The organism is Chenggangzhangella methanolivorans, from assembly GCF_042648545.1.
GTDB lineage: Bacteria > Pseudomonadota > Alphaproteobacteria > Rhizobiales > Methylopilaceae > Methylopila > Methylopila methanolivorans.
In genome coordinates this window covers 177,440-203,610 of sequence record NZ_JBHRXS010000005.1, presented here as the reverse complement: position 1 = coordinate 203,610, position 26,171 = coordinate 177,440, and the positions used below count along the sequence as shown (strand labels likewise).

General features: G+C 63.1%; 26 protein-coding genes. 8 read left to right on the top strand and 18 right to left on the bottom strand.

The features are described from left to right. Positions 1-23: 23 nt before the first annotated feature. Both ACFOWB_RS10300 and ACFOWB_RS10295 read right to left on the bottom strand, forming a co-directional pair. A complete protein-coding gene (locus tag ACFOWB_RS10300) occupies positions 24-749 on the bottom strand; it encodes a cysteine hydrolase (protein WP_261405017.1) in 726 nt (241 codons plus the stop codon). Positions 750-879: 130 nt separating this feature from the next. Beyond that, positions 880-2,370 (bottom strand): PAS domain-containing sensor histidine kinase, encoded by a 1,491-nt coding sequence (locus tag ACFOWB_RS10295; RefSeq protein WP_261405018.1) that lies wholly within the window; start codon positions 2,368-2,370, stop codon positions 880-882. Between the two features lie 452 nt (positions 2,371-2,822). On the opposite strand from ACFOWB_RS10295, the gene ACFOWB_RS10290 reads away from it, so the two are divergent. The 6 genes from ACFOWB_RS10290 to ACFOWB_RS10265 all read left to right on the top strand — a co-directional run bounded on the left by ACFOWB_RS10290 (position 2,823) and on the right by ACFOWB_RS10265 (position 8,452). Next, a complete protein-coding gene (locus ACFOWB_RS10290) occupies positions 2,823-3,473 on the top strand; it encodes a response regulator transcription factor (protein ID WP_261405019.1) in 651 nt (216 codons plus the stop codon). Positions 3,474-3,612: 139 nt separating this feature from the next. Further along, complete coding sequence (locus tag ACFOWB_RS10285) at positions 3,613-3,813, top strand: hypothetical protein (protein WP_261405020.1); 201 nt, start codon at positions 3,613-3,615, stop codon at positions 3,811-3,813. A gap of 17 nt (positions 3,814-3,830) precedes the next feature. Beyond that, positions 3,831-4,277 carry a (2Fe-2S)-binding protein gene (locus ACFOWB_RS10280; protein WP_261405021.1) on the top strand — a complete coding sequence of 149 codons (447 nt, stop codon included), beginning with the start codon at positions 3,831-3,833 and terminating at the stop codon, positions 4,275-4,277. A 10-nt stretch (positions 4,278-4,287) separates the two neighbouring features. Then, the gene (locus ACFOWB_RS10275) at positions 4,288-6,534 is read left to right on the top strand and encodes a xanthine dehydrogenase family protein molybdopterin-binding subunit (protein WP_261405022.1); all 2,247 of its coding nucleotides are present in this window, start codon (positions 4,288-4,290) and stop codon (positions 6,532-6,534) included. Between the two features lie 127 nt (positions 6,535-6,661). Beyond that, positions 6,662-7,873, top strand: a complete 1,212-nt coding sequence (locus tag ACFOWB_RS10270; RefSeq protein WP_261405023.1) for an MFS transporter — start codon at positions 6,662-6,664, stop codon at positions 7,871-7,873. Between the two features lie 132 nt (positions 7,874-8,005). Then, the gene (locus ACFOWB_RS10265; protein WP_261405024.1) at positions 8,006-8,452 is read left to right on the top strand and encodes a hypothetical protein; all 447 of its coding nucleotides are present in this window, start codon (positions 8,006-8,008) and stop codon (positions 8,450-8,452) included. Positions 8,453-8,496: 44 nt separating this feature from the next. On the opposite strand, the gene ACFOWB_RS10260 is transcribed toward ACFOWB_RS10265, so the two are convergent. The 6 genes from ACFOWB_RS10260 to ACFOWB_RS10235 all read right to left on the bottom strand — a co-directional run bounded on the left by ACFOWB_RS10260 (position 8,497) and on the right by ACFOWB_RS10235 (position 17,555). After that, positions 8,497-11,022 carry an MFS transporter gene (locus tag ACFOWB_RS10260; RefSeq protein ID WP_378147117.1) on the bottom strand — a complete coding sequence of 842 codons (2,526 nt, stop codon included), beginning with the start codon at positions 11,020-11,022 and terminating at the stop codon, positions 8,497-8,499. A 262-nt stretch (positions 11,023-11,284) separates the two neighbouring features. After that, positions 11,285-12,835 carry an argonaute/piwi family protein gene (locus ACFOWB_RS10255; protein WP_378147115.1) on the bottom strand — a complete coding sequence of 517 codons (1,551 nt, stop codon included), beginning with the start codon at positions 12,833-12,835 and terminating at the stop codon, positions 11,285-11,287. Then, a complete protein-coding gene (locus tag ACFOWB_RS10250; protein WP_378147113.1) occupies positions 12,832-14,760 on the bottom strand; it encodes a toll/interleukin-1 receptor domain-containing protein in 1,929 nt (642 codons plus the stop codon). The genes ACFOWB_RS10255 and ACFOWB_RS10250 overlap by 4 nt, the downstream gene beginning before the upstream one ends. A 307-nt stretch (positions 14,761-15,067) precedes the next feature. Further along, positions 15,068-16,441, bottom strand: coding sequence for an FAD-containing oxidoreductase (locus ACFOWB_RS10245; protein ID WP_261405030.1), 1,374 nt, complete (start codon positions 16,439-16,441; stop codon positions 15,068-15,070). Between the two features lie 49 nt (positions 16,442-16,490). After that, positions 16,491-16,916 carry an organic hydroperoxide resistance protein gene (locus ACFOWB_RS10240; protein ID WP_261405031.1) on the bottom strand — a complete coding sequence of 142 codons (426 nt, stop codon included), beginning with the start codon at positions 16,914-16,916 and terminating at the stop codon, positions 16,491-16,493. Positions 16,917-16,976: 60 nt separating this feature from the next. Beyond that, positions 16,977-17,555 (bottom strand): DUF308 domain-containing protein, encoded by a 579-nt coding sequence (locus ACFOWB_RS10235; RefSeq protein ID WP_378147322.1) that lies wholly within the window; start codon positions 17,553-17,555, stop codon positions 16,977-16,979. A gap of 170 nt (positions 17,556-17,725) precedes the next feature. Here ACFOWB_RS10235 and ACFOWB_RS10230 point away from each other — a divergent pair, with 170 nt between their 5' ends. Further along, complete coding sequence (locus ACFOWB_RS10230; protein ID WP_261405032.1) at positions 17,726-18,619, top strand: AraC family transcriptional regulator; 894 nt, start codon at positions 17,726-17,728, stop codon at positions 18,617-18,619. Between the two features lie 100 nt (positions 18,620-18,719). Here ACFOWB_RS10230 and ACFOWB_RS10225 read toward each other — a convergent pair whose 3' ends face one another. The 6 genes from ACFOWB_RS10225 to ACFOWB_RS10200 form a co-directional block, all read right to left on the bottom strand. Continuing rightward, a complete protein-coding gene (locus ACFOWB_RS10225; RefSeq protein ID WP_378147110.1) occupies positions 18,720-18,989 on the bottom strand; it encodes a hypothetical protein in 270 nt (89 codons plus the stop codon). Positions 18,990-19,089: 100 nt separating this feature from the next. Further along, positions 19,090-19,821 carry an anti-sigma factor family protein gene (locus ACFOWB_RS10220; protein ID WP_378147108.1) on the bottom strand — a complete coding sequence of 244 codons (732 nt, stop codon included), beginning with the start codon at positions 19,819-19,821 and terminating at the stop codon, positions 19,090-19,092. Positions 19,822-19,862: 41 nt separating this feature from the next. Next, positions 19,863-20,399 (bottom strand): RNA polymerase sigma factor, encoded by a 537-nt coding sequence (locus ACFOWB_RS10215; protein WP_261405034.1) that lies wholly within the window; start codon positions 20,397-20,399, stop codon positions 19,863-19,865. A gap of 149 nt (positions 20,400-20,548) precedes the next feature. Beyond that, a complete protein-coding gene (locus ACFOWB_RS10210; RefSeq protein WP_378147105.1) occupies positions 20,549-21,259 on the bottom strand; it encodes an SDR family oxidoreductase in 711 nt (236 codons plus the stop codon). Between the two features lie 72 nt (positions 21,260-21,331). Beyond that, positions 21,332-21,631 carry a hypothetical protein gene (locus tag ACFOWB_RS10205; protein WP_378147103.1) on the bottom strand — a complete coding sequence of 100 codons (300 nt, stop codon included), beginning with the start codon at positions 21,629-21,631 and terminating at the stop codon, positions 21,332-21,334. A 158-nt stretch (positions 21,632-21,789) separates the two neighbouring features. Then, a complete protein-coding gene (locus tag ACFOWB_RS10200) occupies positions 21,790-22,683 on the bottom strand; it encodes a LysR family transcriptional regulator (RefSeq protein WP_261405037.1) in 894 nt (297 codons plus the stop codon). A 156-nt stretch (positions 22,684-22,839) separates the two neighbouring features. Between ACFOWB_RS10200 and ACFOWB_RS10195 the strand changes: the two genes are divergently transcribed. After that, positions 22,840-23,676: an oxidoreductase gene (locus ACFOWB_RS10195; protein WP_261405038.1), complete on the top strand. Its 837-nt coding sequence runs from the start codon at positions 22,840-22,842 to the stop codon at positions 23,674-23,676. 100 nt (positions 23,677-23,776) lie between these two features. Here the strand turns inward: ACFOWB_RS10195 and ACFOWB_RS10190 are convergent, their stop codons facing one another. The 4 genes from ACFOWB_RS10190 to ACFOWB_RS10175 form a co-directional block, all read right to left on the bottom strand. Further along, positions 23,777-24,295 carry a GNAT family N-acetyltransferase gene (locus ACFOWB_RS10190; RefSeq protein WP_261405039.1) on the bottom strand — a complete coding sequence of 173 codons (519 nt, stop codon included), beginning with the start codon at positions 24,293-24,295 and terminating at the stop codon, positions 23,777-23,779. 179 nt (positions 24,296-24,474) lie between these two features. After that, entirely contained in the window at positions 24,475-24,660 is a 186-nt protein-coding gene (locus ACFOWB_RS10185) for a hypothetical protein (RefSeq protein WP_261405916.1), read from the bottom strand. A gap of 21 nt (positions 24,661-24,681) precedes the next feature. Beyond that, complete coding sequence (locus ACFOWB_RS10180) at positions 24,682-25,212, bottom strand: VOC family protein (protein WP_261405040.1); 531 nt, start codon at positions 25,210-25,212, stop codon at positions 24,682-24,684. A 104-nt stretch (positions 25,213-25,316) separates the two neighbouring features. Then, positions 25,317-26,165 (bottom strand): alpha/beta fold hydrolase, encoded by an 849-nt coding sequence (locus ACFOWB_RS10175; protein WP_261405041.1) that lies wholly within the window; start codon positions 26,163-26,165, stop codon positions 25,317-25,319. Positions 26,166-26,171 lie beyond the last annotated feature (6 nt).

Genomic DNA, 26,171 nt, shown 5'->3' with positions numbered 1-26,171 from the left:
TAGGTGCGGTGATCAGAAACCCGTCAGGACGCGCCCTTCGCGGCGAGGCGATCGATCACCTCGTCAGCGCTCCATAAGGCGTTGGCGAACCATCTGAAGTTCACGAGCGCGGCGAGATAGGCGTCCCCCTCGGGAAGCTTGCTCCCCGCCGTGGCGTCCCGCACGACAGCGACCTCAAATCCTTTCTCCACGAAGTCGCGGAGATGCGACTCCACACAGAAGTTCGCGGCCATCCCGGCGAGGATGACCTGATCGATCTTCTTCTTCCGAAGCTGGAAAACGACGTCGTTGGTCTGCGGGCCGGCGATCTTGTGCGGCGAGCAGACGATCGTTTTGCCGTCTTCGATGTAGGGCTTGTATTCCGGCATCCAGTCGGCGCCGGAGCCGTCGAACCCTTCAAGCGAGAGGGGGTCTCGACGATCGAACATCCGAAGCTTGTGCATCAGCGTTTCGCCCGTCGCGGCGAAGTCCCACCGATGATCGAACGGGTAGTAGTAGTGCGGGGAGATCACGACCTCGATCCCGGCGCGCTTTGCGGCTTCAAAAACCCGGCCGAGATTCTCGACGGTATTGAGTTCGGTGATGCTTTCTCCGAACGCTCCCCAAGCGGCGCCCTTAGGGCTCAAGAAGTCGATCTGCGGATCGGTTACGACCAGCGCTGTTCGTGGCAGTTCGAGGGTGACGTCGACTTTCGGCAGCGCCGGATCGACCGGATCAAGGTATTTGGCTGGCGTAGAAGCAGCAGGCATCTGAGCGCTCCGTTGAATGCCGGAGCAGTCTTGCGCTCTCTAACAAAATCTAAAATCGCACTTCGGTAATCAAGCAACATACTGTCGTATAGGTGACGGCATATGCATGCATTCAACGCCGTGATCTGGACTAATTTGCTTTCGGAAGAACGAAGTGGAATTTGGCGCCTTCGCCTTTCTCTGAGCTCGCCCAGAGCCGACCACCGTGAGAGGTCACAATCGAACGGCAAATCGCGAGGCCCATGCCCATTCCGTTGGCCTTGGTCGTAAAGAAGGGCCGGAAAAGGTCCTCCAGATCTCCGGAAATGCCCGGCCCGCTGTCGGCGATCACCACCTGAACTCCATCCGCCAACCGGGACGCGGTCAGGGTCGTGACCCGCCGTCCCCTGGTTTCCGACATCGCTTGAGCAGCATTGAGAAGGAGGTTCACCACGACCTGCTGAAGCTCCACTGCGTCGCCGGAAACGGCGGGCAGGTCTCGCGCGATCGCCAACCGAAGCACCACGTTGTGCTGCGAAAGGTCCCGTTCGACCAATCGAGCCGCGTCGTTCAAGACCTCGCGGAGATCCAACGGGGCATGTTCGATCGGCGTCTTGGTGAGGAAGGTTCGGATCCGATGAACTATCGCGCTGGCCCGCTTGCCCTCGGAGACAGCGTGGGTCACCGATGCGATGGCCTCAGGAAGGTCGGGCTCGTCACGATTGAGCCATCGAAGGGCTGCGTTTCCGCTGGTCACGATGGCTGTCAGCGGCTGGTTCACCTCATGCGTGATCGACGCCGTCAGTTCTCCAAGCGTCGCCACTCGAGCGGCATGAGCAAGCTCAGCTTGCGCCGCCAGCATTGCCTCTTGTGCGTGCTTCCGCTCCGAGATGTCGATCATGAATGCGAGCACCGCATCCTCGTCCGAACCGTTCGGAAAGGTTAGACTGAACAGCACCGGAATGGTGCTGCCGTCCGAGCGCAAGATTTCGGTCTCACCCTCGAACGAAGGCGCTCCAGAAGCGAACGCCAGTAATGCGCCCTCAAATGTCCGGTCGGTCGGCGCCAACAGCCGATCGATCGAGCCCAGGCTCGAGGTGTCCGGCGCCTTCCCGAGCATCTGATGCGCCTCGGGGTTCGCAGCTACGATCTGGGGAAACCGCTTGGCTTCAGCGATCATCTCCGGATGCTCGCCGATATGCCGAGCAAGCTCGGCCGTCGTCCTGAAGTCGAACCCGTCGAGCATGCGTCGCAGAGGCGACCAATCCTCTTCGAGCACCCCAATGCGGCTCGTGGCGAACATTCGGCGATAGCGCTGCTCGCTCTTTCGAAGAGCGTCGTTGGCTTTCAGCAGCGATTGGGTCGCCATGACGTTTCGGTAGGCGAGAACGCTCGCAATGCCGATCGCGGCCAGGCTTACGCCAGCCCGCATCAAGGAAGAGCTGGTCGGCGCCGGGCCGTGCGACCAGAGATATGCGACGACCGTCAGCATCACGACGCAGGCGCTTGCTATGAAAAGGTCGTCTGTCAGTCCGGACCGGGCCGCGATTAGCACGACGAGGACGTAGAGAACGGCGACAGCCCCCTCGAGAGGCGTGAATGTGTCGACCACAAAGATCGCGCTGCCGAGTACGAGCGCCATCGCTCGCATCACGACCGGGTTCTCGCGGAATGGGTAGTCATTCCCGCGCTGCGTAGAGGTGGCTTGAACTTGCACGACCGTGGGGCGCTCCGGCGCGGAAATCCCGCAAACCTATTGATGGACGTGCTTGATCAACCGCTCTTCGCAGCTAACCATCGGAAGCAGCATAAAATCCCGCCTTAGATGACGCCTCAAGCATACGCACGTATGAGCGCATTAGGCCGAGCGCCATTCGAACCGAGAATTTACGACGGCCTCCTCTGCTAGCTCAAAGAGGACACGGATCCAGTTCACGAGTTCGAGCAACACATACGTCGGGATAGTTGCGCGCCGTCGGCTGGGACATGACGGTAGCGCCACGGAGGCGCAGCGCCGGACGGCGTATGTGCTTGGCGGCTGTCAGGCGCCTTCCGGCCTCCGTAGACCGAGACGGAACTCAAAGGATCCTGGCGATGCCCCCCAAAAAGACGCCGTCAGCACCTGCAGAGCCCACGGTTATCGTTGTCGATGACGACGAGTCGATCCGTATTGCGATGAGCAGTCTGTTTCGATCGGTAGGCTTGCGGACTGAACTCTTCGAACGGCCCAGCGATCTGATCGAAGCAAAGCTGCCGGACGCGCCGACCTGTCTGGTCCTCGACGTTCGGCTTCCCGGTGTCAGCGGCCTCGACTTTCAAAGCCAGCTCGCCAGCGCTGGTTTCCAGGCTCCGGTGATCTTCATCACTGGATATGGCGACATCCCAATGAGCGTCCGGGCGATGAAGGCTGGGGCCATCGACTTCCTGACCAAACCATTCCGTGATCAGGACATGCTTGACGCAGTCTCGACCGCGATCGAGCGAGACCGCGTGCGCCGCGAGACTGTCCGCGCCCAGGAGGATCTGCGCGCGCGCCATGACACGCTGACCGCTCGCGAGCGAGAGGTGATGACCTTCGTGACACGTGGCTTGATGAACAAGCAGGTGGCCGGGGAACTCGGGCTCAGCGAGATCACCGTCAAAATCCACCGCGGCCATGTCATGCAGAAGATGGCGGCGCGGTCTCTTGCCGACCTCGTTCGTATGGCGGAAGCCCTGGGCGGAGCCGGCGCTGCAACCTATTGATCTGCAGGCCGACGGATCTGCGTCGTCCAAGCGTCGTGCAGATTAGATCCATACCAACGTATGGGGCCTCGCTACGCACGTATTCTTACGCGCACGCCAACTAAGTTCGATCCTCCCCCAGGTCACCAAGGGGGATGACATGTTCGACACGACGGATGTTCAGGCTGCCTTGATCTGGAACGATCGGATGTCGATCCTCGTCGCCAGCAATCCAGGCGCGCCTCGCAAGCACACGACTTGTCGAACTGATCAGCCCGAAAGCCAGCCGGATGCTCTTTCCGGCACCTCAACCCGCAGATCATCGACCCGTCTTCGGGTCGTGACGCGTGCGGCTGCTTGATCGAAGGAACGAGCGCAATGATCACGCTTTCCATCAATGGCGAGAGCCACACCGTCGACGTTGAACCGGAAACCCCGCTTCTCTGGGCGCTTCGCGACACGCTCGGCATGACCGGCACGAAGTATGGCTGCGGCATCGCACAGTGCGGCGCCTGCACCGTGCTCGTGGACGATCAGGCGATGCGTTCCTGTCAGTTTCCCGTCAGTCGTGTCGGCAAGTCGAAGATCACGACGATCGAGGCGATCGAGCAGGACGAGGTCGGGCGCAAGGTGGTTGAGGCCTGGGTGGCGCAGCAGGTGCCGCAATGCGGCTACTGCCAGTCCGGTCAGGTCATGGCTGCGACGGCGCTCCTCAAGGAAACTCCGAAGCCGACCGAGGAGGACATCCTCTACGGGATGTCGAACCTCTGCCGCTGTGGAACCTACAACATGGTCGCCGCGGCCGTGCGGCAGGCGGCGGCGTGAGGACGGCGACATGAACGCGATCGCTCCCCTCGACCTTTCCGCCGTGACGCCGCTCCTGCCGCAATCCGGCGTCGCGAACATGTCCCGGCGCGGCTTCCTCGGCTCCGCCGGGGCGTTGCTGCTCGGAGTCGCTCTCCCCCTCGGCCGAGCGAAAGCAGAAGAAGGCGCGGCCGCGATCCCGCCGAAGCCGGGAACTCGAGTTCCGGCCTTTCTGGAGATCCGGCCAGACGGTTCGGTGAAGCTGCTCAGCCCCTTCGTCGAGGGCGGACAGGGCATCAACACCGGCATCGCGCAAATCGTCGGGGAGGAGCTCGATGTGAACCCGGCGCGCTTCGAGGTCGAATGTGCGCCGCCCGGACCGGACTATGCGCTCGTGAACGGAATCCGCATGACCGGCGGCAGCTTCTCGACCCGATCGAGCTATGCGCCGATGCGCCGGCTTGGGGCGACGGCTCGAGAGATGATGATCCGCGCCGCCGCAGAACGGCTCGGCGTTCAGTCCTCTGAACTCGAGACCGATGACGGCAAGGTCGTCCACAAGGCCTCCGGCCGCACCGTGGGCTATGGCGAACTCGCCGCCAAGGCGCTTCTGCTCACGCCGAAGGACGACGTCGTCCTGCGTGATCCGGCGACGTTCCGCTACATCAAGCGGCCGATAGCCCGCCTCGACGTTCGCGCCAAGTCGACGGGCAAGGCGATTTACGCCATCGACCAGAAGGTCGACGGCATGCTTTACGCCGCGGTTCAGCACGCCGTTCATTTCGGATCGAACCCGACAGCTCTCGACAATGAGGCTGCGGTGAAGGCGATGCCGGGCGTGCATTCGATACACCTTCTTCCCGGCGCAGTGGCGGTCACGGCAAACAGCTGGTGGCGCGCCCGCAAAGCCGTCGAGGCGCTTAAGGCCCAGTGGACATCGCCCAAGCCGACGGGGATCGACACGATCGCCGCGGATTTCTCATCTCAGGGCATGCTCGACGCTTTGAAGGGATCGAAGTCGGAGGCGCTGCCGGCTGAAAGCGAGGGAGACGCCGCGGCTGCGTTCGCTCGCGCCGCAAAGGTCATCGAGGCTGAATATGACGCGCCGTACTTGGCGCATGCGCAGCTGGAGCCGCCTTCCGCGATCGCGCGCTTCAACGGCGACGGCAAGCTGGAAATCTGGCTGCCGAACCAGATGCCGGAACTGTTTCAAGCGACGGCCGCGAAGACTGCCGGCATCCAGCCTGACCAGGTGATCGTCCATTCGCCGATGCTCGGCGGCTTTTTTGGGCGGCATTTCATGTACGGCCCATCTAATCCCTTCCAGCAGGCGATCCTGCTTGCGAAGGCGACGGGAAGGCCGGTCAAGGTGCTGTGGTCGCGTGAGGAGGAGTTCCTCAACGACGCCCTGCGGCCGCTCAGCCATACCCGTTTCCGGGCCGCGCTCGGCGCGGATGGCTATCCGACCGCGATCGAGGCGCGGACAGTCGGAGAGGGTCCGATCGGACGCTGGTTCGGCGCGCTGTTCAACACGCCGGTGGACAGCTCCGCGGTGGAGGGCGTCGTCGAGAAGCCCTATGCGATCCCGAACCGGAAGATGGAGTTCGTAAAGCTGGCTCACCCGGTCAACATCGCCTTCTGGCGGTCGGTCGGCCACTCGATGAACGACTTCTTCTACGAGGGCTTTCTGGACGAGATCGCCCTGGCGGGCGGCAAGGATCCTTTCGAGCTCCGGCTTGCACTGCTCAAGGACAAGCCACGCCAGAAAAAGCTTCTTCAGGCGGTCGCAGATCTATCAGGCGGATGGAAACGTGGCCCGTATGAAGCCGAAGGCGGAAAGCGCGCCAGAGGCGTGTCCATGGCGTCGCCCTTCGGATCGGAGACCGCGACGATCGCCGAGGTGTCGCTCGAGGACGGTTCCACGCGGGTGCACAACATCTGGGTGGTCATCGATCCCGGCTCGATCGTGAACCCGGCGATCGTGAAGGCTCAGGTCGAGTCGGCCGCGGCGCTAGGCCTCTCGACCGCCCTGTTCGAGCAGGTCGTCTACGAGAATGGCGTTCGCGAGGCGAAGAACTACGACGCCTATCAAATCCTTCGCCGGGAGAACATGCCGGCCGTCCATGTCGGGATCATCGAAAGCGGCGAACCGATGGGAGGCATCGGAGAGCCGGGCTTGCCCGGCGTTCCGCCGGCGGTCGTCAACGCTGTCGCGGCGTTGACCGGTCAGCGGATCCGTAGCTTGCCGATTTCGAAGACCAAGCTCTCCGGCGTTTGAAGGCTCGCTTGCCGCAAACCTCGTTCACTGCGCGTCGCCAAGAACCGGCGACGCGCATTGCTGACTGCTTCTTGTTACTCGACCGCTGCCGCTCGCTGCATTGGCTTCCATCCGATTGGCTTCAGAAATGGCGATCGCCCAATCCTCTTCCGAGCTCAGTCCGGCCTGGAGGGTGCCGCTCTACTGGATGTCCAGCGGGGCGTTCGCGATCGGGACGGAAGGGTTCATGATTGCGGCGATCTTGCCCCAGATCGCTGGCGACGTAGGCGTCACGGTAGGCTCGGCTGGACTGTTGGTCTCGGCCTTCACGCTGACTTACGCGGTGACGTCTCCGCTCCTGACAACGCTGACCTGGCGTCTAGATCGTCGGCGTTTGCTGACGGCCTGCATGCTCGTGTTCGCTGCGGGGAACGTCATGGCGGCCATGGCGGGGAGCTTCTTAGAACTGCTTGTGGCTCGACTGGTGATGGCCATGGCGGCGGGCCTGTTCGTACCGAACGCCAACGCCCTGGCGGGAGCGCTCGCGCCCTCTGAAAAACGAGGCCAGGCCCTTGCGATCGTCACAGGTGGGCTCAGCGCCGCCGTGGCTCTGGGGGTGCCGGCGGGCGCTTTCATTGGGGCGCACCTCGGCTGGCGCGTCACGTTCGTCGCCGTCTCAATCCTGGCTGTCATCGCTGCAACGGGTCTTGCGATCGGTCTGCCCAAGGACGCTGGAGGCACACCGAAAGCCATGACGTTGCGGGAGCGTGCGAAGCCGCTCCGCGACGCATCCGTCACCTTTGGATTGTTCGCCACCTTCCTGTGGGCTGCAGGCACCTACTCGGCCTACACTTACGTGTCTCCGCTCCTGTTGAAGACTGCAGGCCTTGGGCATGATCAGGTCAGCCCCGTTTTGTTTCTATGGGGGGTCTCGGCCTGTATCGGCCTGGCGATCGGCGGCCGAGCGGCGGACCGCTTCGGTGGTGGCTGGGTAGTGGCGATGTCCCTGCCCACCCTCATGCTTGCTCTGTTGTTTTTCTCCGCCATCGCAGAATGGGCCGCCGGACCTCATCTAGTGGTCGCGCTGTCGCTGGTCGCAGTCTGGGGTTTCAGCGCCTGGGCGTTCTTCCCTGCTCAACAGTCTCACCTCATCGGGGCCGGAGGCGTCGGCAACGCGCCGATCACTCTCTCGCTGAACGCCAGCTTCCAGTATGCGGGCTTTGCGCTGGGCGCTTTTCTTGGCGGCGTGACTGTCGACAAGATCAGCGTAACCGCTCTGGGCCTGACCGGAGCGCTCTGCGTGCTGCTGGCGATCCTGTTCGATCAGGTCGGCAAGCGAGCGGCCATTCGCGCCACGTAAATCGATCGCATCAAACGGCCAAACATCCGTATAACTCTATCCATATCGAAGTAGAATTAATGTTGAAGGCAGATTTTTTTACCTTCTCCGCATCGGAGCCAGCGCGGTTCCTTCGCCAAGAGGAGAAGTATTATGAAGCTCGCAATCTACGCCGCCGGCATCGCTATCGCCGCCGCCACCGCATTCCAGGCTGAAGCCGCGACGACCAGACTGAAGGAAATCACCGTCAAGTCGACCGATCGTGTCAGCCAGGACACCATCACCGGATACTCAGCGTCGGTGGCCTACGCCCGCGGTCTGCCGCTGACCGTCGCGCCGCGCCCGATCTACGATCGAAAGACGCTCGACAAGGCCAACGACGGTCCGGTCACCCGATACACGATTACCGGCTACGCGGCGTCGGCTGCGGTCGCCGAAGGTGTTCCTCTCAATCCCGTCGGCGAGCGCGCCAATGGGGCGCTCAAGGGCCGCGCCATCGCCCCCATGAGCCAGACCCGAGAGATCCTCATGAAGGGCGACCGCGCCGGTCAGCCGAGGGATCGTCAGCAGTCGTGGGAATCGAACCGCAACGAAGGCTGATCGATGAGCCAGGTGTCGGGGCGTCTCTTCCAAAGCGCCCCGACCTAGGCCAAGACCGCCCTGACGTCTTCAGCGCCATTCGCGTGGATCGCGTCGGGGTCCGTCTTCGGCAGTCTGACCTCGAAGGTCGCCCCGCAGTCTTCATTGTTGCGGGCCGCGAGCGAGCCATCGTGGCCTTCGACGATGCTCTTGCAGATCGCCAGGCCGATACCCATTCCCTCGCGCTTGGTCGTGAAGAAGGGATCGAAGAGCTTCGCCAAATTAGCGGCGTCGATACCGGCGCCAAAATCCCTGACGGTCAGACTGACGAGATCGTCGCCAGAGGGGCCGACGGTCACGACAAGCCGTCTTTGGGCGCTCGCGACATCCATCATGGCGTGAAGACCGTTCGACATCAGGTTGACGATGACCTGCTGTAGCTCGACGCGATCGGCGGTCACCAAAGAAGGGCCGGTGCTCTGGACGTCGACCGTTGCAGAGATCGAACTTAGCTCCCGCTCCAGAAGGCCGCTCGCCTCTACAGCCAGACTGCGAAGGTCGACTGCCTCCGGACGCCGTTTGGTTCTCCGAAGTTGCTCTCGTGTGCGCTGAACGATATCGCCCGCCCGCAACCCGTCGCGGACCGCGCGCTCGGCGGCAAGCGTGGCCTCATCGAGATCGGGCGGATCGCGTCTCAGCCAACGCAGGCAGGCTTGGGCGCTCATCACCATCGCGCCGATCGGCTGGTTCACCTCATGGGCGATGGAGGCCGATACTGCGCCGACGGTCGATATCCGACCTGCTCTGGCCAATTCCTCCTGGGCGGCGATGAGCGCCTCTTTGGCTTGCTCCCGCTCGGTGACGTCGATCATCGCACATGCCAGCCGCTCGTAAGCGGTCGCCTCTTCGGGAAGGGCGATGACAAGGAGAGCCGTTCCGTTTCCCTTCGCGCCGGCGCTGAACTCAATCTCGCGCTCGAACCGATCCTCGCCGCGCCACATCGTTTCGAGCAGTTGAGTGATGATGTCGTCTTTGCCAGGCAGGATCCTGTCCAAGGGACCGAGTATATCGTCCCTCGACTTGTGACCAAGCATGCGAACGGTCGCTTCATTGGCGTCTACGACGAAGCTCCTGGATACGCACTCGGAGCAGAATGCTTGGGCGTCCCGGGCGTGTTCGGCAAGGTCGACGACGCCCCTCGCTCTTAGGCTGACGAGCTTCTCGTGAGCGTAAGAGAAGTCGATCTCGAGCAGCGAGACATGCGTCTGCTCGAAGATTGACCGGTATCGCTTTTCGCTGCGCGCCAAGTCGCCCAGTGCTCGCTTTCGCGCGCTGGCGTCGAAGGCGATGAGGCTCACGCCTCCAGTCAGAGCCAGATAGAAGCCGACCGCAGCCAAGCCGCTCTGTTCGGCCAAAGCTTGGGAGATCGTGGGCGAGAACGCGCCGCCGAGGATGCCGCCAAGATTGAAGGCGACCGAAGTGCCGGTGTAGCGCACGCGCGCCGGGAACAGGCTAGGCAGCCACGCGCCGAGCGGTCCGTTCACGAAGCCCATGACGAGCAGCGAGAACGCGAGGAAGATGAAGATGATCCACAAGGATCCGGCGCCCAGCATGGGCGCTAGGAGGATCCCTGAAAGGATCGTGCCCGCGCATCCGAAGATGAGCACTCGTTCCGGGTAGAGCCGATCCGAAAGCCAGCTGGCTGCGACGATGCCCGCCGCCATGAACAGGATCGCCCCCAGTTCCACGACAAGAAATGACGATCTCGAGTAGCCAAGCGTGGTCGTGCCGTAGCCCAGCGCGAATGCGGTCGCGGTGTAGTAGAGCGAGAAGCACGCGACTACGCCGAAGGTGCCCGCGATCACCTGGCCGGTGTGCGTTCGCATGAGCTCGAGAAGCGGCACACGGGGCGGCTGGGCTTCCATGAGGGCTTTGGCGAACTCTGCGGTTTCAAGCAGGTTGAGGCGGACCCAAAGTCCCATCCAGACCAAAGGAGCGCTGAGCAGGAACGGCACCCGCCAGCCCCAATCGCGGAACTGATCCGACGTCAAAGTCAGCGTGAGGATCAGGAAGAGCCCGTTCGCGAGAATGAAACCGATCGGGGCGCCCAAGGGTGCGAACATCGCAAACCGGGCTCTCCAGCCAGGCGGGGCGTTTTCAAGTGCGAGAAGCGTCGCGCCAGTCCACTCACCACCGAGCGCCAAGCCTTGGCCGAACCGCAGAAGGCACAGCAGAAAGGGCGCTACCCAGCCAGCGACCGCATAAGTCGGCAGGAAGCCAATCGCGGCCGTAGACGCGCCCATTAAAAGCAGGGACGCCACAAGGGTCGTCTTACGCCCCACGCGGTCTCCGAAATGCCCGAAGACGGCACCGCCGAGCGGCCTTGCGATGAACGCTATGCCGAAACTTGCGTAGGCGCCGAGCAGCTCGTAACCGGGAAGGGCTGTCGGGAAAAAGAGTGGGCCAAAGATCAGGCTAGCCGCGGTCGCATAGATGTAAAAGTCGTAGAATTCGACCGCGGTCCCGATGAGGCTCGCCAGGAGGATGCGTTCGGTCGTTTGGCCTGACGATCTGATGTTTGCTAGCTTCATTGCCCGCCCAGTCCGCTGGCGCATGAGAACGCCGGGTCTCTCCTGCTTTTGCAGCGGGCATCGCGGGCGCCAACCTATACGGTGGCGTATGTCGGTAGGTAGGCTGACAGCTACGAGCCAGGTTGCGACGCGGCGACGCCGCCTGAGCCCTTCCTCCGACTGCGCAAAGCCGGCAGAGGCGTTTCACGGCCCCTGCGGCTGCGCCGCGATATCAGAGTAGGGGTGCCATGCTGGCCGGTGCGATCTTCTGCGCGGAACGTAGTCAGATATAGAATTTGAAGGGCTGCCGCTCAGCCCCTTTGGCCGCTCCCATCGTCAGCACGTCGCCGACCATCCGCGCGAAGCGAACGGTCACCGGGAGCCCGTCGTTAAAATTGCAGGAGTTATAGTTGATCTTGGTGAGGCCCATGATGTCGCCGAGCACCGTGCGAATGTCTGGCATGGCCGACTTGCTCCGCAAGGTCTTAATCAGCAGCGGATTGGGAGTTTCCGGGCCGATATAGGTGTCCAGCTGAGGGACGTAACCCGTGGTCCAGAGATACGCGCTTCGGTCGTCGATCAGCAGGGCCGTCCCTCGCAGAACCGGATAGTCGCCGTCGCGGAACAGCTTCGTCTCGCCGCTGGTGGTTCGGATGCGGACGCCGACCACGTTCGTTCCCTTCGGAGCCACGTCGACGAACGCGCGCCACTCCTCGTCGTTGAAATAGGTCTGCCCATGGAGGAAGAGCTCGTCCGGCGGCCTGCCATGGTCTTCTTGATAGGTTTCTAGGACCATCTTGAGCAGCTCTTTGGCTGCCGCCGGCTTGAGGTGAAAATCGTTGTCCCCGGTCTTCCATGGGCCGTTCGCTCCGCGGAAGACGACTCCGTCGCCCTCGTTGAGAAACATCTGGGCTGCGCAGCAGGAATGGCCTTCGGGATCGGAGGGCAGCGCCTTGTAGACCATGCCGATGTAGCAGACGCCTGGTCTGACCTGCGCAAGTTTCCACGGCGGCCGCGGCTGGGTCTTGTAATAGAGGCCGGTCGCCAGGTTCCAGGCGATCGTCGCCTCATCCTGGGTCTTCCGGGACGGATAGCCCGCCTTGTTGAGAAACGCCTCAGGCGCGATCGTCGTTTCTCGAACCAGCTGCGTTGGACCGATGTCGAGGAACTGGGCCTTGATGTGCCGATGGAAGTCCGGCGCGTTCTCGAAAATGCTCTCCGCCGATTGATCCAGCACCGGGGCAAGGAGAGGCAGATCCTCCTTGGTCCGGCGCTTTTTGACGAAACTGCCGACCTGCATCGGAAGACCGGTACGACGAGACTCGGGACGGCAGCGCTCGTAGACGATTTCCGGGATGACGATGACCCAGAGGTCGACTGCTCTCTCGTCGTTCTTCAGATGTTTTCTGACGCGATTGACGTAGAGCGATGCGACTTCGCTGACGGCCTCGTTGTGGTTGAGCAGTCTGGATTTGCGATCGATGTCCGCCAGTGAGAGCGTGAGCACGCTGGCGCGTTCCGGATCAAAGGTGACGCCGAACGTCGGTTCGATGCCGGGGAAATTCGCCAGGTGAAGGCGGTCCGCCTTCTGTCCCTTGCCGGGAGGCGGCACCGCGATCATCGCGCCCATCCTGGCGCTCCACGCCCTGAAGTGCTTGACGCCGTCCGGCGTGCCGACGACGCCGATCCGCACTTCCTGGATTTTCTTCGCCTTGTCGTGAGGCCCATAGAGGAACAGGCCGTCCTTGGGATGGGCCGTCGTCTGGCCGCTGGCGAATTCGAGGACGGGCTCATGGAAATGTTCGACGAGGAGAGTCCGTTCCGGAAACTTCATGGGTCGATCTCTTCAGGCTCGGGCCGGCCGAGCGTGGAGGCGTCCTGCTCCTCCTCATCGTCCTCGAGCGCGTCCGGCGACAGCGTGCTCACGGGAGAGGTGAAGAGCATCGGAGTGGCTTCGAGCACGATCGCCGCCGTGTCGGACACCGAAAGCCTGACAAAGGCGGACTCGCCGGACAGGATTTCAAGAAACGCCAGTAGCCTGCCGTGCCATTGCTTGTTGCGCCAACCCTTGCAGATTGAACGCCGCAGGCGATGCTGCTTGCGCACATCTGCGATTACGGTCTCGCCGGACTTGTCGTCCGGGGTTGCGAACAGGACCCGCGATTTGAGGCGGATGTGGAAGAATGGCTCGAAGACCGGAATTGCCGTGACGCCGAACGACCAGACATGGCCCTTGGCAACATTGCGCAGCATCGACCAGCGCCGTTCTCCCTGCCGGCTCCATGGGATCCGCTGACGGATCGCGGCCTGATCGCGTGAGACGTGAAATCCGAGCGCATTCGAATACTGGCGTTCGATCAGGCCGAGCCTTGAGCAATAGGCCTCCCAAGCGGCTCGGCTCAACCAATAGAGAATGTTCTGCGCGGTCTGGCGCTCAAGGCTTAGCTCGGCAAACCCATTCTCTAGAAACTGGTCCAGCGGGATGGCGTGCTTGACCGAGAACCTGCCCAGATGGCTGAGAGCCCCGTCGACTTCGTGGCCGTCGGCGAACGTGAAATACCCGGAAGCGTACGGGCTGATCGGACGGGGAAAACTCGTGAGCGCGCGCTTGAGCATCGATCGATCGATGTGGCCGACAGGCTCATAGAAGAAGATCTTGTCCGGCGCCGCGGCCACGCGAAGCCAGTTCGACGTCAGGCGTTCGGGTTCGTCCTTCAGAGGGATCGCACCGCGCCTGCGGAAGATCTCCCAGTTCGGATGGACGCGGGGACCGTCCGCACGCTTTGGCGCGCGCTGGCGTTTGAGGGTAGTCAAGAGCGACTGCAGGCCTTCGCCCCATCCCCGAACGAAGTCGACGTGAACTGCGTCGCCGAGCCCATGGACCTTCTTGTAGGGCTCAAGACGCAGTGGAATGACGAACCGCTTGTCGCCGAGCTCCTCGGCGAGTTCCACAGCGACGGAGAGATCGTCCTGTATGTCGCTGGACGCCAGCGACGCGTCGCGGCAAAGAACCAGAACCTTGCTCGCGCGATTGCGCAGGGCCTGCGTTCGCTCCTTTCGCCACCGGTCGCCGGGCTCCAGAGTGAGAATGTCGGCGAAGACGTTGTAGCCTTCCGCCTCGAGCTTGGGCGCCAGCCACAATGCGAACTCGTCGTCCTGGCTTGTCTTGGCGAGGAACAGGACGTCGCGCGCCACAGCGGGGCGGGACTTGTCCGCAGCCTCCGGGGCGGGAGCTTTCGCGGCGATGAGATCCGCAAGCGGTTTCGGGACCTGCCTGGAGGTCGCGACGCCCTCGCTGACCGCTTCCGCGATGAGCGTCTGCAAAACGCCGCCGCGGACGGACCAGAGCTTCGGATGGGCCTTCTCGACGTCGGGAAAGGCGCGAAGCAGCCCATTCAGATCGTCGGCGCCGAAAATGTCGCGCTCGCTTTGCAGCGATGGACCGATGATCTCCCGGAGTGCTTTCTTGTTGGATGGCGTCAGTCCCTGGGAGGTGGTCAGCACGTATCGTTGGGGCGCGAGCCGGTCGATCGACGCGCGCTCCTTGCGCATGGTGCGTTTCAGATCGCTGAATGACGACCGTTCTAGGTGCTTGGCCTGCAGGATGGTCGTGTTCGACCCGACGGAGTGCCGCCCGTCGATCCCGCCGTCGGGGCCCGGTGTGAACCCCTCGAACCGGGCTTCGAGCGCGCAGCCGATCAGGTCTCGACTCAGCTCCTCGAAATCAGTCGCTGACAGATTCGCGAAGCTATGAGCCATAGACGCATGATAGGATGCGCGCCCCGATTGCGGTCAAGCAGACGGAGCCATCACCGATCGAACGTCAGTGGGTTTGTTGCGGGATGCCGCCCAGGACTGTCGATGGGCGATTGTTCGCCAGTAGAACGCAGGCGACTCAAAGCGGCTCGGGGCCAAGAACGGCCATTGACGCTTCCCCCGATTGCGGACGCTTACCTCAGACTTGGACTCGGAGACCGGCAAGCCGACTAGGTCGGCGAGCCAAACGGATCAAGCCCGCTAATTCCATTCGTCTCACGGTAGACGCAGTGGCCTCTCCGGTGCAGCCTCAGAGCGGCGCGAGATCTAGCAGGACGGTGGGGACAAGCTCTGAAACCGTCGGATGAACCGGCACCGACCAACGCAGCGCTTCGATCGGCTGGTCGGCGTTCATCATGTTCAGGACGCCGTGGATGGCCTCGTCGCCGCCCGTTCCCAGTATCGCCGCGCCGAGGATGCGCCGGGTGTCGGCGTCGGCCACCACCTTCATGAACCCTTGCGTCTCGCCCTTCTCGACCGCACGACCGACGCGCGACATGGGTCGCTTCGAATGAAGCAGCCGTCTCCCGCTCTTTTGCGCCTCCGCGTCCGTCATTCCCACACGCGCGAGCGGCGGATCGATGTAGAGCGCATAGCCCGGAAGGCGTTGGCTGACCCGACGATCTTCGCCGTCGAGGAGGTTCGCGGCGACGATTTCGAAGTCGTTGTAGGCCGTGTGAGTGAAGGCGCCGCGACCATTGCAGTCGCCGAGCGCCCAGATCCCGGGCGCGCTGGTCTCCAACCTGTCGTCGACGGTGATGTAGCCGCGTGCGTCGACAACGACGCCTGCGGCTTCCAGTCCGAGGTCGTCTGTGTTCGGACGCCGCCCGACCGCCATAAGGACATGACTGGCTACGATCGGCTGCGATCCCTCGGCGCAATCCACGCGCACCTCGACATCGTCACCGCTGCGAGCAAATCCGATGCAGTCCGCGCCTGTGCGGATCGAGATCCCTTCAGCCTCGAGGATGTCACGCACGGCCTCGGACACGTCGGCGTCCTCCCGCCCGATGAGGCGGTCCATCCGCTCGACAACCGTGACCTCTGAGCCGAAGCGACGGTACATCTGGGCGAACTCAAGCCCGATGTAGCTTCCGCCGATGACGACGAGATGCCTTGGCAGCATGTCGAGCGCCACCATGTCGGTGTTGGTGAGGATGGGGACCTGATCAATTCCGGGCATGTCCGGCGTCACAGCGCGACCGCCGACATTGATGAAGATCCGCGGCGCCGTCAGTCGCTCGCCATTGACGGCGACGATATTTGGACCCTCGAAGCGCGCATGGCCGCGGATCAGCTCAACGTCGGCCATGCCGGCCAGCCAACTCTCATTGGACGACCGTGAGCCGCGGATGACCTGGTCCGCCCGAGCCGCCACCTTCTTCATGTCGATCTCGATCGGCTCGGCCACGTTGAAGCCGTAGTCCTGGCCGCGCCGCGCGGTGTGAACGGCGTAGGCGCTGGCGACGAGCGTCTTTGTCGGCTTGCAGCCGGTGTTCACGCAGGTGCCGCCAACAAGGTGGCGCTCTATGATGGCGACCGACAGACCGGCCTGGTTCAGCCGGCCAGCGAGCGAGGGACCCGCCTGGCCGGCCCCGATGATGATCGCGTCGAAACTACGCATCTTGAGGCTACCTTGTTGATTGAGGCATGACGCTGAAGCGTTGACGGGTTCAGACGACGCTGAGACGGACGTCGATGTTGCCACGCGTGGCGTTGGAGTAGGGACAGTTCTGGTGAGCTGCCTCCGCCAGTCGCTGAGCGTCGTCGCGCTCCATACCCGGGAGCAAAACCAATAGCTCGACGTCCAGGCCAAAGCCGCCATTGGGGCTTAATCCGATGCCCACCGATGCGGTGACTGTGGCATCCGCGGTCGCCTGGAGGCCAAGCTGGCGAGCGGCGAACTTCAATGCGCCGAGGAAGCAAGCGGCATATCCCGACGCGAACAGTTGCTCGGGGTTGGTCCCCTCGCCACCGGGCCCGCCGAGTTCCTTCGGCGTGGACAGCTTCAGATCGAGCTTGCCGTCTTCAGTACGGGTGTATCCGTCACGCCCTCCGCTCGCGGTGGCGGCGGTGCGATACTTGACGTCGACTGTCATGATCCATTCCTTTTTCGTAGTCGCAGGTCATTCCTGCGGAGGTCGTGATTTTGGGGCCGCTTAGGCCAATCCGGCCTTGCGTTGGCGTGCGTTGCTCACGGTCAACGAGACCGCCGAAACCAGGAAGTAGAAGGCGCCGAAGGCGGCGTAGGGCGCGATGTCGGCGATGCTGGCGGGCTTGGTGCCGCTCGCCTGGACAAGCATGAACGCCCCGGCGAGACTCGACTGGGCGCCGCTCAAAACCATCGCCCACTGGGCGCCCATCCGCCAACGACGCACGCCGGTGAGCAACTGGAACAGCCCTGAGAGGATCGCCCAGACGCCGAACACGGCCAGCACCTCGTTAGGCCCGAAGCCGAGGGCGACGGCCACCGCGAGCGTCGTGACGGCGCTCGCCGCCACGTTCAGGCTCTGGCTGCGATTGGCGCTGAGACCGCCGTTACGCCGGGCGTCGACCAGATTGGCGATCGCGTCCCAGGCCGGATAGGCGACAAGGAGCGCCGCGGCGGCGAGCGGCGTCTGGCGGCCGACCGCGAGGGCGGCCGCCACCCACGCGATCGAGAACGCCGCGCGGGCGAAGGAGTAGTTTCTGAGCCAGCGCGAAGCAGCGAGGCGGTCGGGCTGGCGCATCATCTCAATGGTCATGGAAGCTCTCACGATTGTGGCGTCCGAGATCGGACGATCCGACCCATATCGGTCGGTGCCGAAGCGCCTGGACGGCGCGGTTGTCTGACTTTGAAGCGACGTGATATCAGGCTGATAGTCGCCGTCTTCGCCCCGTAAGTTGCGGCGTCAGGGGCTTTCCAGCCATGGCCGATTCACTGGAAAACTTGATCGTTCGTCCAGAACCCGACACGTCAGCGGCGGCGTCGGCCGATCTGCTGTCGAGCGTGCTGTCCCAGATTCGGCTCACGGGCGACCATGTGTTCGCCCGCGCGCTCGCCCCGGGAGAGCAGTTGCCGATGAGCGACGGTGAAGCGCATGTCGTGGTCGTAACGAAGGGCGGCGTGCGTCTGGAGGGCGGCGATCAAGCGCCCTCACGGATCGACGTCGGCGACCTCGTGCTGCTGTCCCATGGCCCCGGCGACAGGACGCTTTCGGCTGCCGACGGTTCGGCCGAGATCGTGGTCTGCCGCTTCTGGTTCGATCCGGACAGCCTGCGCGGCATGGTCTTCGCGCTGCCGGCCTGTATTCATCTCAGTCATGCCGAGGCCGCCGACTGGATCGACGGCATCGTTCATTTCATGATGATCGAGGCCGACGACGTGCAGCCGGGATCAGGCTTGATGATTTCGCGGCTGATCGACCTCGTGGTGATCCGCGTGCTGCGAACCTGGGTTCAGCTCGGCCGCGCGTCAGGATGGCTTGGCGGACTGTCCGACGCGCGCATCGCGCGCTGCCTGAAGATGATCCACGCCGAGCCGATGCGGCGCTGGAGCGTCGCGACGCTTTCCGAGGCCGCCGGCATGTCGCGATCGAACTTCTGCGACCGCTTCGCCGCGCTCGTCGGCCGCTCCCCGCTGCGCTACCAGAACGAATGGCGCCTCGGCCTCGCCCGGCGCATGCTGGCCGAGCCCGACGCGCGGGCCGGAGAGGTCGGCCTGCGCATCGGCTACGCGTCCGAGGCCGCCTTCAGTCGGGCTTACAAGGACATCTTCGGCCACTCGCCGCGAAACGCCCCGAAGTCCGGCGGCGCCGCATGAGGTGGCGTCAGGCCGCCTCTTAAAAACCATACGGGCGCCTGCAGAGCGCGCCAGCCAGGGCGGCGGACAAGACGATGATCTTGCCCGCCCACGCGCCCCGTCAGCCGGCGTTCGTGTTTGCGTCCCAGCGCGCGTAGGGGTCGTCCAGCGGCGCGGGCCGCGTCCCGCCTTTGCGTTCGTCGAGCACACCACCCTTTTCGGCACGCTCAACCACAGGCTTCGCATGGCGGCCGGCGTGATCGGCGCTTGCGGTGTTGGCCGAAATGAACGTCACGCCCGGGATCAGGCCGTCGTGGGGCGCTGCGAAGGCTGCAGTTGGGGCCGCAATAGCAAGCGCGACGGCCAAGGCCTTGATCAGTGAGATTTTCATTGTCTTGTCTCCATCGATCCAAAACGATCGTAATAATTAGACAGTATTATCGGCGCTTTATTCCTGCACTCTACAATTTTTTATTCAAATCTCGACGACGTTAAATTTTGTCGGCCTGACGGCGCGCTTCATTCGCGATCGGGTGCAGGACCGACGGGGCGATATCTCCAGTCAGGCTATAGCCCATGCTGTTCTGGGCCCAGGCGAAGCCCGCGACGCCGTCAGCGCTTTGATCCGACATCGGAACGAACTGCTCCCGCATTGGCCGCATCAGCATGACAAGCCGGGATCCTCGGTCGTCGTCGTACATCAGCATCGCGGCCGGCCCATGCGTGGTCGCCACGATGCGGCCGCCCATAAAACGATAGCCCGACGATGTCAGGTCGGGGACCGTGACGGGGCGCTTGAGGCGGTTTGAAATCCAGCTCAGCAGGCCCTCGCTGTCACCGGCCTCGACCTCGACTGGTCTGCTATGGTCGGACGCGTAGGTCGCAAAGCTTGCGGAAGCCTCCTGCGCGAGCGCCACGACGCCGACCAGGCGCGGTTCGAACGCTCCACGGCCATACCAGCCGGCTCCGGCGCCAACGACCAGCATCGCGACCGCGGCCGCCATCGAAGCCCATCCCGGATACGCCGAAGCCTTTCGCCGATCAGCGATCAGGCGAGCCACGCTGAGCTCTACCGGCACCGTTTCGTGAGCGATCGGCCCGAAAGCCGCCTGCAATTCCGCGCGATGGGCGACGAACTCCGCGACGCGTCGCGCGACGTCAGGTTGGCCTTCGAGATAGGCCTCAACCTCGGCGCGGCGGCCGGCGTCGAGTTCGCCGTCCACATAGGCTTGGAGGTCGTCCTCCAGAATGGGACGGACGGCCGTCATATTACCCTCCTCAGATGCGGGGCCGATCTATGCGCCGCTTGGCCCCCAGAATCGGCTTTAAGCAACGTGGCGAGCCGCTCTCTTCCGCGCGACAGACGCGACATGACGGTGCCCACAGGCACGGCCAGCACCTTCGCGGTCTGCGCATAGGACAGCCCTTCCACCGACACGAGCAGGATCACGCTGCGCTGGTCGTCCGGCAGTTGGGCCAGCGCGTTGACCAGTTCGCGATGGCGCAGACCGTTCTCTTGCGGAGCGTCGCGCGCGAAGGCCGATGGGTCGGCTTCTTCCAGCGAGATATGCTCGCCTCTTCGACGGGCCTGCGTGAAACTGTTCATCGCGAGGTTGTGGAGAATGGTGAACAGCCAAGATTTGACGTCGCCGTCGGCCCTCCGCTGGCCCCATGCCGAAATCGCGCGTTCAAGACTGTCCTGAACGAGATCATCGGCGGCGGTCGAATTATGGAGCAGCGCCCTCGCATAGCGTCGCAACGCCGGAATGACCGGCTCGATTAGTACGAGCATGTCTTGCATGATTGGTGTCAGCTTTGGGTGTTGTGCGGGACGCGCCTGCGGAGCGACAGCGAGGCAATGCTGCCGAATACCCGTCACGCAGGATCATTCCGTGAAGCATTGCTGCAGCGATGTGCGACAGCTTATGGCACGGGCGAAAATTGGTGGGCTTAAGCCGCGAAGCCCCCGTCGATCGTATGCATAGAGCCCGTAATGCCGCGTGCTTGAGGGCCGGCGAGATAGAGCGTGAGGCTTGCGACCTCGTCAGGCGCGCCATAGCGCTTGATCGACATCGGGCCGAGCATGGACGCTGCTCGCGGACCCTCGGCCGGGTTCATATCGGTGTCGGTCGGGCCGGGCTGGACCACGTTCACCGTGATGTTGCGCGGGCCCATGTCGCGCGACAGCCCACGAGCCATGCCCTGCACCGCCGCCTTGGTCATCACATAGGCCGACAACCCGGCGAACGGCATGCTGTCGGCAGTGTCGGACCCAATGACGATGATACGCCCGCCATCGGGCATCAGGCGCGAAGCTTCGACACACCCGAAATAGGCCCCGTTGACGTTGACGTTGATCATCCGCTCGACGTCGCCGGCGGCGAGCGTCAGCGGATCGCCGTACACGAGCAAGCCGGCGTTATAGACAAAGATGTCGATCGGTCCGGCGTCGCGGATCGCCGCGACGAGTTCTTTGCGCTCGCTGGCGTCCGCCCGAAGCGCCTGCGCGCCGGTTTCGGCGGCGAGTTGAGCTGCGGTAGCGACCGACGAAGCGTAAGTGAACGTGACTGTCGCGCCCTCTGACGAGAAGCGCCGCACGATCGCCGCGCCTATGCCACGGCTACCGCCGACGACGAATACCTTGCGATCAGAAAAGCTCATCGCGAAAAACCTTCGATGTGAAAGAAGCTGATTTGCGGATGCCAATCTGCGGCCGGGCTCTACCCGGACCATTCAGAGCGGCAAGCCGATGCTGCGAGACACGACAGCGTCGGTGAAGCGAGGGACGTCCGTCATCACAGCCTCGGTCTCGGTGGATGCGAGCGCAGTGCGCAGCGCGGCCTCATCGCGAAACCGATAGATTCCCACGGAGACATCTGCGGCGTCGGCGTCGCGAGGGAAGAAGGCGCTGGCGCTTTCCAGTCCATGTTGCGCCCAGCATGCGAGCGCCAGTGGCAAGTGAACATCGACGTAATAGTCGCGATCGAAATATGTCCCGCCGCTGCATGTCACGATAAGTGTTGTGCTTGTCATGGACTAGTATTTGATCCCATGAAATGCAGCTTTCAATTTACAAACTTGAACGCTCTCCGTTCATTTGTGTGGGCCATGAAGTTGCGGCGTTCGGTTCGATCGATTGAGGAACGCGCCTGACGACCGACGCTCGACACCGTGAGCGTTTGCGCCCGACCTCAACCTGACGCGTCGGGCTGCGGCCGCTCCGTCTGGTTTTGCGCGGTCGCCAGATGATCGGTCGCCATAGTGATGAACGCCCGCAACCGCTGAAGACGTCTGATGTCCTTGTGATACCCCATCCAAATGTCGCGCGATGGCGGCTCGGTCGGCAGGTTGAGCCTGCGCAGATCGGCCATTTGATCGCCCACCACCCGCGGCAGGACGGCGATGCCGATGCCCTGGCTGCACATGCGGCTCTGAACGTTACGATTGTTCGAGCGAAGAACCGTCATCGCTTTCGGGAAGCTCTCTTGAAGCCAGGCGATATCCGGGAACTGGCCTGTCGACGTGTCATGAGTGATCAGCCTGAACCCCTCTCCGTAGCCGTATTCGGGGTCGGGTAGGCGCGCCGCCACGTAGGCTCCATAAGCCAGACGAACGAGCCGGCGCTGCACGATGTCGGGACCATCGAACGGGACGATCCGAAAGGCGATATCAGCCTCCCGCTGCGCGAGGCTGAACAGGCGTGTGCCCGTCAGGATTTCGACGTCGACGTGCGGATACGCCTTCGCATAATCCTTGATGATTGGCGGCAGAACGTACGCTCCGAACCAGTCGGCGGAGGATATGCGCAAGGTGCCCTGGAGCTCCTGCTCCTGGCCTGCGAGCCGCCGTTCGATGGCCAGCGCGCCGTCCTCCATCTGCTCCGCCAAAGCGATAACGGCGGCGCCTTCCTCCGTTGGAATGAAGCCGTCGACTGTTCTTTGAAACAGCGTATGGCCGGTAGCCTGTTCGAGCGCGCGAAGTCGGCGTCCGACCGTGGGGTGGCTTAGGTGAAGAGCGCGCGCGGCTGCCCCCAACGTGCCAGTGCGGGCAACCGCCAGGAAGATTCTGACATCGCTCCATTCCATCGCGCACCCCCACAAAAACGAACGAAAAATGTACGATACTGTCAGTTATCGAACGATTTCAATCGGCACATGTCTCCTCATCCCGAGACTTGGGTCCGGACCAAGCCCATCGCGTTGGGTCGCCCGGCCCCACTTCAGAAGCTGAAGGAGAACATGATGAAGACCTGGCTGATTACCGGCTGCTCGTCCGGCCTGGGCCAACGGCTTGCTGAAGCCGTCGCCGCGCGCGGCGACAGGCTTGTCGCCACCGCTCGTTCCACCGATAGCCTGCTGCCCCTGTCCGAGCGATATCCCGAGACGGTGCGTAGCATCTCGCTCGACGTAACCCGCGCGGGCGACGCCGCGAAGGCGGTGGCATTGGCCAAGCGCGCGTTCGGTGGGTTGGACGTGCTCGTCAATAATGCCGGCTTCGGCTTCATTGGCGCGATCGAGGAGGCGGAGCCCGACGAATACCGGCCGATGTTCGAGGCAAACGTCTTCGGCCTAATCGAGACGACCCGAGCCGCGCTTCCCGCGCTCCGCGAACGTCCAGGCGCCCGTCTCGTCAATCTCTCGTCGGGGGCGGGAATAGCCGGCTCTGCAGGCTTCGGCTTCTACAACGCAACCAAATTCGCCGTGGAAGGCCTCTCAGAGGCGCTCGCGCAGGAGCTTGCCCCTCTGGGCCTGAAGGTGATCATCGTCGAGCCTGGCCCCTTCCGCACCGAGTTCTTGGGCCGCTCGATGGCGACCGCCGCGCGCGAGATCGACGCATACGCGGAGACCGTAAGGGCGAGGCGACGCTATCGCGAGACCAACGACGGTCGGCAGGCGGGCGATCCGGACAAGGCCGTAGCTGTCATGCTGCAAGCGATCGACGCCGAGCATCCGCCGCTGCACCTTCCGATCGGGCCGCGCGCTCACGCGATTGCGGAGCGAAAGCTGGACGCATTCCGAGCTGACATCGCCGCCTGGCGCGACATATCCATCGCGACCGATTTCGGCGCTCCAACCTAGACGCTTCGACCTAATCAGGATGACTGTCACCTGCGGCAGCTCTGCCGACAGGCTGATAGCTTCCATCACACTGGTCGGCTCAACCGTACTTCCGGGAGTGCTAGAGCGAGTTACACGTTTTCATATAAACGTGTCGCTCGCCGCGCTCTCGGCTGCGCACTCTGGAATGAAGCGTCATGCCGATTTTCGTGATGACAGAAATCGATGCGGCATTACTTGGGTAAACCTGGGCCAGAATGCGCGGCAGACCGAGCGTCTTAAAGCCGTGGTCAAGTTGGCCCAGCCCGATCTCGGTCGCATAGCCGTGGCCCCAGGCTTCCCGACGCAGAACGAAGCCAAGTTCGTAATCTAGCTGATCAAGCGCGCTGCAAGATATTAAGCCTGCGAAGCCGATGAGAGACCCCGTCCCGCGCTCCACTAACATACCGAGCTTCTTACCGGATTGATCATGATCGAAATTAGCTTCAAAGAATTCTCTGGACTGCATTAATTGCAGAGCATGGCCAGAGAAAACTCGTCCCATGACGACTGGATCAGATAGCACGTGTTCGTGCAGATCCTGAAAATCGTGAGGGGACGGGCTCCGAAGCACAAGCCGCGCAGTCGTTAAGATGTTCATAGACGGACATTAAAGCGGCTATGTGGAAAGTCGCAAAGAGTCGCCATGGGTCGCCATATCTTCTGGAGGCCGGCGTCTGCCGCCGACCTCCCTGTTCGCTGCCCTTTAGCCGAGCTCGAGCGGCACCTGCGGGGTTGATGGTTCGAAGGTCTCACTCGGCGACCGGAACTGCTCCACCGTCATCCAGATTGGGACACGAGGAAGTAGAAGGCGCCGAAGGCCACGTAGGGCGCGATGTCCGCGACGCCCGGTATGGCTGCGTCGGCCGCGTGCTTCAGTAGGAGCCTGTGGGCAAGCTCTTCGCGCTGCCCGGTTGCATTCATCGCCGCGCCGAGGCCGCGGACTGGATCGACGGCGTGGTGCATCTGTTCAGACTTGCGCCTTGCTCAGTCCTCGTCCTGCCACCTGCGCAGATCCGTCTGATCGCGATAGGCCATCCGGTCAGGCGTGGTGATGAACTCCATCGTCGTGCCCCAGGGCATGCGGCCGTAGCAGACCCTGTTTCCCGACCCTTTCTCGGTCGCGTAGGGGATGGCGCGCGGCGCAGTGAAGGGTGTGCCTCCCGCCTTCTCGAAGCGTTCGACCGACGCGTCGATGTCGTCGGTGTAGACAGCGAAGTGCGTGATGCCGAAGTCGCTCGCCCGCACAGGCTCAGCTTGCTCGGGGCCATGCATTTCGAAGAGCTCGATGTCAGCTCCGGTTCCGATTTTGACCATCGCCTGCGCGCGCACGACCGTACCGGGATAGGCCCCGACGGCCCGCTCGAACTCGGGACCCTTCCGCGGCGGGTCCTGCGGTCCGAAGGACTGGTAGATCAGCTGGCCGCCGAAAGCTTCGACGAGAAACGATTTCGCCTGTTCGATGTCGGGCACCGTGATGCCGATGTGATTGACGCCGCGAATGACGGGGCTGGTCATGACATTTCCCTTTCTTGTTTGGTCGATCCATCGCGATCGCTGCGGCGCGTTTCACCGGCAACGTCGCGATCCCGCCGGAGCCACCGCGGCCCAGGCGCAGAGATTCAGTTGGCTTTGAGAAAATCGATGAGAGCGGCCGCGACTTCATGCGGCCGCTCGTCCGCGACATAGTGGCTGCACTGCGCGATCGAACCGCCTCTCACGTTAGAGGCGAACTCCTCGAGCATCGGCACCATATGCGGGCCGAACCGTTGGTCCCCGCCGAGGCCAAGCACCGGCATCTCAAGCGGCTGCTTCTTGTACTCAAGCGCAGCCGCATGATCGGCTTCGAGCGTGCGATACCATTCCATCCCGCCGCGGATGCGGCCCGGAAGAGCCATCGCTTTGGCGTAGATTTCTATGTTGGCCGGATCGAATGCGCTGTGATCGTAGAACCGCTCGGCCATGAAGGTCGATACATAGTCATATTCACGCCCGTGGATCAGGCGCTCAGGCAGATCCCGGTTCATATGGAAGCTGAAGTGCCAGAGCCTGGAGGTCGTCGCCTCCCATCCGCTCCATCCGGGAAGCGGCACATCGAGGACAGCAAGATGCGTGACAGCCTCTCGAAAGATGGCGGCTTGCGGCAACGCCACCATCCCACCGATGTCGTGTCCGCACACGGCGTAGCGCTCATGCCCGAGGGCGACCATGATTTCGTGCGCATCGCGCGCCATCGTCGCCTTGTCGTAGCCGTCGATCGGACAGTCGGAAAAGCCAGCGCCGCGTAGATCGATCGCCACAACGCTGAAATGCTCCGCCAGGAGCGGCATCACGTCGTGCCATTCCCACCATGTCTCCGGCCAACCGTGCAGCAAGAGTATCGGCGGTCCTGATCCGCCCGTAACGGCGTTGATCTTGATGCCGTTCACCGGCGCCAGTCGCTGGGTGAACCCCTTCAAAGTCGCGATCATGATCGC